Raw genomic sequence first — 1,162 nt, 5'->3', positions numbered from 1 at the left:
CAGCCCGGCCTCGCGGAACAGCGAACGCGTTCGCTCGGCCAGCTCTTCGGACGGCGGCGCCACGCCGGCCAGGCGGTAGTTCAGCTCACGCTCGTGCCACTTGTGCTCGCCCATCTGGTGGAACGGCAGCACGTCCACCCGCTGCACGTTGCCCAGCTTCGCGGCGAAGGCGGCCAGCGCGCGGATCTCGCGTTCCTGGTCGGTCCAGCCGGGCACCAGCACGTAGCGCAGGATGATCGGCTTGCCCGCCGCGGCCAGCCGGCGCGCGAAGTCCAGCGTCGGTTTGAGCTCGGCGCCGGTGAGCCGCTGGTAGGTCTTCTCGCTGAAGGCCTTGATGTCCAGCAGCACCAGGTCCAGGTCGGCCATCATCTCGTCGTCGACCTTGGCGCCCAGGAAGCCCGAGGTGTCCAGCGCGGTGTGCAGGCCCATCGCCTTGCAGCCGCGCAAGAGCGCCTTGACGAAACGCGGCTGCGTCAGCGGCTCGCCGCCGCTGAGTGTCACGCCCCCGTGCGCCTGGATGAAGCCGCGGTAGCGGCCGATGTCCGTCAGGATCTCGGCGACGCTGGTGAGCGTGCCGTCGTGACGATGCCAGGTGTCGGGGTTGTGGCAGTACGCGCAGCGCAGCGGGCAGCCCGAGAGGAACAGCACGTAGCGGATCCCCGGGCCGTCCACCGTCCCGCAGGTCTCGGTCGAGTGGACCCAACCTTCGGTGACGGCGGCGGCCGGCGCCGCGCCGGGCGCGTGCACCGGCCGCGTGCCGCCGCACGGGGCGGCGACCGCGACGCTTTTGACGTCAGTGGCAGGCATGGAAGGTACGGCTGATGACATCGAGCTGCTGCTCGCGCGTCAGCTTGATGAAGTTCACCGCGTAACCCGACACCCGGATCGTCAGCTGCGGGTACAGCTCCGGGTGCTCCATCGCGTGCAGCAGCGTCGCACGGTCGAAGACGTTGACGTTGACGTGGTGCCCGCCGGAGCCGAAGTAGCCGTCGATCAGGTTCACCAGGTTGTCCACGCGCTGGCCTTCGTCCGGGCCCAGCGCGCTGGGCACGATCGTGAAGGTGTAGGAGATGCCGTCCTGCGAGCAGCTGTACGGCAGCTTGGCCACCGAGGCCATCGAGGCCACCGCGCCCTTGTAGTCGCGGCCGTGCATCGGGTTGGC

General features: G+C 69.7%; 2 protein-coding genes. Both read right to left on the bottom strand.

What is annotated here, in order from left to right:
- On the bottom strand, positions 1–807 hold an 807-nt coding region (gene pflA, locus G5B56_RS19730; RefSeq protein ID WP_206023560.1), incomplete at its 3' end, for a pyruvate formate-lyase-activating protein.
- A partial coding sequence (locus tag G5B56_RS19725; RefSeq protein WP_164964344.1) for a glycine radical domain-containing protein occupies positions 794–1,162 on the bottom strand: 369 nt, incomplete at its 5' end. The genes pflA and G5B56_RS19725, both read right to left, overlap by 14 nt.

The organism is Rubrivivax sp. JA1026 (genome assembly GCF_011065555.1).
Classification (GTDB): Bacteria; Pseudomonadota; Gammaproteobacteria; order Burkholderiales; family Burkholderiaceae_C; genus Rubrivivax; species Rubrivivax benzoatilyticus.
Note: the sequence above shows the minus strand (reverse complement) of the source record. Positions and strands in the feature narration are given on the sequence as shown.